Origin of the sequence: Cryobacterium sp. Hz7, from assembly GCF_004402815.1 — a bacterium.
GTDB classification, from domain to species: Bacteria; Actinomycetota; Actinomycetes; order Actinomycetales; family Microbacteriaceae; genus Cryobacterium; species Cryobacterium sandaracinum.
In genome coordinates this window covers 20,696-27,147 of the sequence record NZ_SOFB01000042.1, presented here as the reverse complement: position 1 = coordinate 27,147, position 6,452 = coordinate 20,696, and the positions used below count along the sequence as shown (strand labels likewise).

The 6,452-nt window shown below is 67.1% G+C and carries 6 protein-coding genes; 2 read left to right on the top strand and 4 right to left on the bottom strand.

Annotation, left to right across the window (positions count from 1 at the left end; translation table 11 throughout):
• Positions 1–219: 219 nt before the first annotated feature.
• The gene (locus E3N86_RS09130; RefSeq protein WP_104099560.1) at positions 220–1,230 is read left to right on the top strand and encodes an aldo/keto reductase family protein; all 1,011 of its coding nucleotides are present in this window, start codon (positions 220–222) and stop codon (positions 1,228–1,230) included.
• A gap of 139 nt (positions 1,231–1,369) precedes the next feature.
• On the opposite strand, the gene E3N86_RS09125 is transcribed toward E3N86_RS09130, so the two are convergent.
• The 4 genes from E3N86_RS09125 to E3N86_RS09110 form a co-directional block, all read right to left on the bottom strand.
• Positions 1,370–2,170 carry an amino acid ABC transporter ATP-binding protein gene (locus E3N86_RS09125; protein ID WP_369827922.1) on the bottom strand — a complete coding sequence of 267 codons (801 nt, stop codon included), beginning with the start codon at positions 2,168–2,170 and terminating at the stop codon, positions 1,370–1,372.
• Positions 2,167–3,201, bottom strand: coding sequence for an amino acid ABC transporter permease (locus E3N86_RS09120; protein ID WP_104099561.1), 1,035 nt, complete (start codon positions 3,199–3,201; stop codon positions 2,167–2,169). Before E3N86_RS09120 ends, E3N86_RS09125 begins: the two co-directional genes overlap by 4 nt.
• A gap of 3 nt (positions 3,202–3,204) precedes the next feature.
• Positions 3,205–4,104, bottom strand: coding sequence for an ABC transporter substrate-binding protein (locus E3N86_RS09115; protein WP_104099562.1), 900 nt, complete (start codon positions 4,102–4,104; stop codon positions 3,205–3,207).
• Between the two features lie 195 nt (positions 4,105–4,299).
• Positions 4,300–5,163, bottom strand: coding sequence for a sulfurtransferase (locus E3N86_RS09110; protein ID WP_134511804.1), 864 nt, complete (start codon positions 5,161–5,163; stop codon positions 4,300–4,302).
• Between the two features lie 37 nt (positions 5,164–5,200).
• On the opposite strand from E3N86_RS09110, the gene E3N86_RS09105 reads away from it, so the two are divergent.
• Positions 5,201–6,409 (top strand): MFS transporter, encoded by a 1,209-nt coding sequence (locus E3N86_RS09105; protein ID WP_104099564.1) that lies wholly within the window; start codon positions 5,201–5,203, stop codon positions 6,407–6,409.
• The last annotated feature ends 43 nt before the right edge of the window (positions 6,410–6,452 follow it).

Genomic DNA, 6,452 nt, shown 5'->3' with positions numbered 1-6,452 from the left:
GGTCCGCGGCGCCGTGCAGATCATGGCACCACCCTGGCTGGAGACCGGGGCCCGCAAATGGCGGAACGAGACCAAGTCCCGCCCCCGAATGACGGACGCGGCCGAACGGAAAAACGGATAGGGGGTCCCTGGCCCCTGGTCTCGACATGCTCGACAGGCTCGACATGCGTTCGCTTTTTCACCCAGCGACAGTGGGACCGCTCCGCTTAGGCTGTAGGCATGGAATTCCGCTATCTCGGTTCATCAGGCCTGAAAATCTCCGAAATCACCTACGGCAACTGGCTCACGCACGGTTCGCAGGTCGAGAACGACATCGCCACGCAGTGCGTGCATGCCGCGCTCGACGTGGGGATCACCAGCTTCGACACCGCCGACGTCTACGCCAACACGAAGGCGGAGTCCGTTCTCGGCGACGCCCTCAAGGGCCACCGCCGCGAAAGCCTCGAGATCTTCACCAAGGTCTATTGGCCGACCGGCCCGCGCGGCCACAACGACGTCGGGCTGTCCCGCAAGCACATCATGGAGTCGATCAACGGTTCTCTGACCCGATTGCAGACCGATTACGTCGACCTTTACCAGGCCCACCGCTTCGACACCGAGACCCCACTGGAGGAGACGATGCAGGCCTTCGCCGACATCGTTCGGCAGGGCAAGGCGCTCTACATCGGCGTCAGCGAGTGGACCGCCGCGCAGCTGCGAGCTGGCCACGCCCTCTCCCAGGAGTTGGGCTTCAGCCTGATCTCGAGCCAGCCGCAGTACTCGATGCTGTGGCGCGTCATCGAAGACGAGGTCGTGCCGACTTCGCGCGAGCTCGGCGTCGGCCAGATCGTCTGGTCCCCCGTGGCCCAGGGTGTGCTCACCGGCAAGTACAAGGCAGGCCAGGCCCCGCCGGCCGGCTCGCGCGCCACCGACCTCAAGGGCGGCGCCGACATGATCAGCCGCTTCATGAACGACGACGTGCTCACCCGGGTGCAGAAGCTTGAGCCGATCGCCGCCGACCTCAACCTGTCGATGGCGCAACTGGCCGTGGCCTGGGTGTTGCAGAACGACAACGTCTCAGCAGCCCTCGTCGGAGCTTCCCGCCCCGAGCAGGTGCGCGAGAACGTCGAGGCCGCGGGAGTGAAGATCCCGGCCGAGAGCATGAGGCAGATCGACGAGGTACTCGGCGACGTCGTGGAGCACGATTCCGCGATGACCGCGGCTACCGCACCGCAGAGCCGCCCGGCGTAGGGCAGGCTCGGCGTCACACTGCTCGGCCCGAACGAGAGTCGCCGTTTGTGCCGAGAGTCGCCGCAACGGCGGGTACTCTCGGCACAAACGGCGACGGTCGCTGCGGTTTTCCTAGAGCAACATTTCTAGAGCACCATTTCTAGAGCACCTTCGACAGGAACGCCTGCGTGCGGCGGTGCTGCGGGTTCGTCAGGATCTCGTCCGGGTCGCCCGCTTCGACGACCACACCGCCGTCCATGAAGACGAGCGAGTCGGCGACCTCCTTGGCGAAGCCCATCTCGTGGGTGACCACGATCATGGTCATGCCCGATTTGGCCAGACCCTTCATCACGTCGAGTACCTCGCCGACGAGCTCAGGGTCGAGCGCGCTGGTCGGCTCGTCGAAGAGCATGAGCTTGGGTTCCATCGCGAGTGCGCGGGCGATCGCCACCCGCTGCTGCTGCCCACCCGACAGGTGCGCCGGGTAGTAGTCGGCACGTTCGGCCAGACCCACCCTGGCCAGCAGATCGAGAGCGCTCCGCTCCACCTGGGCCTTCGGCAGCCCCTTCACCCGGATCGGCGCCTCCATCACGTTCTCTAGCGCCGTCATGTGCGGAAACAGGTTGAACCGCTGGAACACCATGCCGATGTCCCGTCGCTGACGGGACGCTTCCTTGGGTGCCATCTCGTAGAGCTTGCCGTTGGTCTCTCGGTAGCCGATCAGCTCGCCGTCGACGCTGAGCCGCCCGGCGGAAAGCACCTCGAGGTGGTTGATGCAGCGCAGGAACGTGGACTTGCCCGACCCACTGGGCCCGACCAGGCACATCACCTCGCCACGCTTCACCTCGAGGGAGATGCTCTTGAGCACCTCGTTCGAGCCGAAGCTCTTCGATACCTGCTCGGCCAGAACCATGGGAGGAATCGTGACGGATGCCCCGGCCTGCGTGTTCACGTCGGTCATTTCACGCCTCCGGGGTTGGCTGGTGGATCGTTCTCGCGCGGCGGTGCGATCACCGACGGCTGCCCGGAACCGATGACGGGGACGACCCCGGTGAGGGTTCCCGTTCCGGTGCCGACGGCATCCTTGCGATCCGGCTGCCGGTCGCCCACGCCGCGGGCGAACCGCTTTTCGAGGAAGTACTGGCCGACCATCAGGATGGACGTGAAGAACAGGTACCAGATCGAGGCCACGATCAAAAGCGGGATCGGGTTGAACGTCTCCGCGGAAATATCCCGCGACCGGGTGAACAGCTCGAAGCTGAACGGCACGGCGGTGACGAGCGACGTGGTCTTCAGCATCGAAATGACCTCGTTGCCCGTCGGCGGGATGATCACGCGCATCGATTGCGGCAGGATCACCCGCGTCATGGTCTGCGACCAGCTCATTCCGAGCGCCGTCGCAGCCTCCTCCTGGCCGCTGTCCACGGCCAGGAGGCCGGCGCGCACGATTTCAGCCATGTAGGCCGCTTCGTTCAGGGCCAGCCCGATGATGGCGATGGTGAACGTGCTCAGTGCCGCGTTGGTCGAGAAGGACACCCACGGGTCCATGAACGGGATGCCGATGTCGATGCTCGAGTAGATCAGCGAGATCAGACCCCAGATCGTCAGCTGCACGTAGACCGGGGTGCCACGGAAGATCCACAGGTAGAACCAGGCCAGGCTCTTCACCACGGGGTTGGGCGAGAGCCGCATGACGGCCAGGATCACCCCGAGGACGATCGCGATGACCATGGAGTACACGGTCAGCTGCAGGGTCACGACGGCCGCCTGCGAGATGCGGCGGTCGAAGAGGTACTTGCCGACGGCGGGCCAGTCGTAAGCCGGCCGGAGCGCGGCGTCGACGACGATGGAGACGAAGACCACCACGAGCAGAATGGCGAACACCATCCTCCACGGATGCCGCAGCTTGATGGCCTTGATCGGCACCGATGGGGCCGGTTCCCCGGGCGGACGGGTTGCCCCGCCCGCCTTCGGTGGAGTCGTGATGCTCATACGTTATCCGTTCGACGCGGCGTTGATCGTGATCGTCTCGATCGCACCATCCGCGACGCCCCACTCGTCGAGGATGTCACCGTAGGTGCCGTCGTCGACCATGGACTGCAGCGCAGCCTGCACGGCCTTGGTCAGCTCGGAGTCCTTGGCGACCACGATGCCATACGGCGCCACATCGAAGGTCTCTCCGGCCGGCTGCAGCTTGCCCTCGGTCTGGGCGATCGCGTAGAGAGTGACGGGCGAGTCGGCGCTGAGCGCGTCGGCCTGGCCCAGCACGACCGCGTTGGTGGCCTGGTCCTGGGTGTCGTACTTCAGCTTGTCGATCGCCGGCTTGCCGGCCGCGACGCAGGCGTCACTCTTGGCCGGCACTTCGTCGGTGTCCTCATACGTGGTGGCCTGCACGGCGACCTTCAGCCCGCAGGCGTTGTCCGGATCGACGTCGTTGCCGACGGCCGAGGCCCACTGGATGCCGGCGACGAAATAGTTGACGAAGTCGACCTGCTTCTCCCGCTCGACGTTGTCGGTGAAGGAGGACACGCCGATATCGGCCTTGCCGCCCGTCACGCTCGGAATGATGTTGTCGAATTTCGCGACCTGGAATTCCGGCTCCAAGCCGAGCTTGGCTGCGACGGCCTCAGCGATCACGATGCCCCAGCCGATCGGCTCACCGGCTTCGTTCTTGAACTCGTTGGGAGCGTAGGTCGGGTCGGTCCCGATGACGAGCGTGCCGGAGTCGGCGACCTCGGCGGGAAGCATCGCGGCGGCGGCGTCGTCCACGGCGATCTCACTGGCGGAGGAGGCGGCCGTCGCTCCGCCCGTGGTGTCCGTGGAGTTGTCCACGCAGCCGGTGAGTAGGAGTGCCGTGACGGCGGCGAGAGCCGGGAGCAGGTATTGAGCGCGCATTGCGTAACCTTTTTCGTGGTTGTCGGATGTGTCTGGTTCGTCTTTGAGGTCCGTTAACGGAATTCGACAAAAGCGAGCATATAACAGCACGCTCACGCGGATTCCGTGCGCAGATAACGTTTTGGGCCAGCCCTACTGAGCGTGGACAGGCTTCCCCGTGTCTCAGTATGACCGGAAGCGTGTTTCGCGCGGATTTCACGCCCGCGGGTCGCCCGTCGCGACCGGGCGGCCCGGCAGGTTGGACCACTGCGACCACGAGCCGGGGTAGAGCGCCGGTGAGAACCCGGCGATGGCCAGAGCGGCCGCCTCGTGCGCGGCGGTGACGCCGGAGCCGCAGTAGACGCCCACCGTGCCGCCCGCCGTGACTCCGAGCGCCTCGAACCGGGCGCGCAGTTCGGCTGCCGGGAGGAAGCGCCCGTCGAGGGTGAGGTTGTCGGCCGTGGGCGCGCTGATCGCGCCGGGGATGTGGCCGGCACGAGGATCGATCGGCTCCGTGTCACCGCGGTAGCGTTCCGCAGCGCGGGCGTCGAGGAGCGCGCCGGTCTGCGCGAGCGCGGCGGCGGCATCCGTGTCGAGCACAGGCAGCACCCCGTCGGAGAGGGTGATCGTGCCCGGACGGACCGTTTCCGCGCTCAGCTCTGTCGTGGCCAGCTCGCCGACCGCGAGCGGCAGGCCGGCGGCGCGCCAGGCGGCGAGCGCCCCGTCGAGAAGCAGCACGTCGCGCACCCCGGCGTGACGCAGCAGCCACCAGGCACGGGCTGCCGACACCCCGCCCAGGTCGTCGTAAACCACGACCGTGTCGCCGTCACGAAGCCCCCAGCGGCGCGCGGCTGCCTGCAGCGTCGCACGGGTGGGCAACGGATGCCGCCCGTCGGCCGGTTCGCCGGGCCGGGCCAACTCGGTCTCCAGGTCGACGTACACGGCGCCGGGGATGTGGCCGGCCCGGTATTCGTCCGGCCCGGGAGGGCCACCCAGCTTCCAGCGCACGTCCAGCACCCGAACGTCGTTTCGGGACTCAAGCATGGCTGCCAATTCGTCGGCCGTGATCAGTATTCGCACGCGCTCACGCTACCTCGGCGGACGTAGACTTGAGTAAGTGAGCAGCTATTGGACCCTTTTGAAGACTCCGGGCGTTGCTCGCGTCATCGCCGCACAACTGACAGCTCGGTTCCCCTTTGGGATGCTGTCGCTCGCGTTCCTGATCCACATCGAGCAGGTCTTCGACTCCTATGGCGCCGCCGGCCTCGTGCTGGGCGCCATGAGCATCGGCCAGGCCGTCGCCGGGCCGCTCACCAGCCGACTGATGGGCCGCTGGGGCATGCGTCCGGTGATCACGGCCACCCTCGTCGTCTGCGCGACCTCCATCGTGACAATGGCTCTGGTCAGCATGCCCATTTATGTTCTGATGGCCGTGGGGCTCATCGCCGGGTTGTCCACACCGCCGATTCAGCCGGCCGTGCGCACCATCTACCCGAAGATCGTCAACTCCCGCCAGCTCACGCCGCTGTTCTCGCTCGACGCGTCGGCCCAGGAGATCATCTGGGTGCTGGGCCCGGTGATTGCCACGTTCGTGGCCATCCAGGTCAGCCCGGTCGCCGGCATCCTGCTCGCCGCCATCTTCCTCATCGGCGGCGGCGTCTGGTTTCTGGTGCTGCCCGAGGTCGGCCGGGTGCGCATCCCCCGTAGCCGCCGCAAACTCGGCGTCGTTCTCAAACGCCCGGCGGTCATGCTCAGCACCATCGTCGGCTTCATGCTGGTAGCCGCCTGCGCCTCGGTCGAGGCGGGTGTGGTGGCCGCGTTCGGGCACGGCAGCGCGGACTCGGGCTGGGTGCTCGGCATCTTCGCTCTCGGCTCGCTGATCGGCGGGCTCGCCCTCGGCCACGCCCCGATCGGCCCTTGGGCGTTGGCCGCACGGATGCTCATCGTCACCGTCGGCCTCGGGCTCGCCACTCTCGGGCTCAGCTTCTGGTGGCTGGCCGCCACCCTGCTGCTGGCGGGAATCGGAATCGCTCCGGCCTTCGCCGTTCTGTTCGGCATCGTGTCCGCGAGCGTCAAGTTCAGTGACACCGCGGAGGCCTACGGCTGGGTGGGCACCGGCCAGCTGATGGGCGCCGCCCTGGGTTCCGCCATCGCCGGTTTCATGATCGACCAGAGCGGCGCCACGGCGGCCATCCTGGTCGCGGCCGGCTTCGCGGGGCTCGGCACGATCATCCCCGCGCTCGGCCGGCGCTGGCACCCCGACCTGCGCGGCCGCGATGCGAGCCCGCTCCCCGACACCGCACCGATCCAGGTGCAGGTCTCCTAGCCGCCTCCGCTCATCGCGCGGTGAACCGACACAATTGCGGGGT

What these genes read in the sequence shown, in the direction of transcription:
- E3N86_RS09130 (WP_104099560.1), top strand. Translation starts at nt 220, where the DNA reads ATGGAATTCCGCTATCTCGGTTCATCAGGCCTGAAAATCTCCGAAATC.
- E3N86_RS09125 (WP_369827922.1), bottom strand. Translation starts at nt 2,170, where the DNA reads ATGACCGACGTGAACACGCAGGCCGGGGCATCCGTCACGATTCCTCCC.
- E3N86_RS09120 (WP_104099561.1), bottom strand. Translation starts at nt 3,201, where the DNA reads ATGAGCATCACGACTCCACCGAAGGCGGGCGGGGCAACCCGTCCGCCC.
- E3N86_RS09115 (WP_104099562.1), bottom strand. Translation starts at nt 4,104, where the DNA reads ATGCGCGCTCAATACCTGCTCCCGGCTCTCGCCGCCGTCACGGCACTC.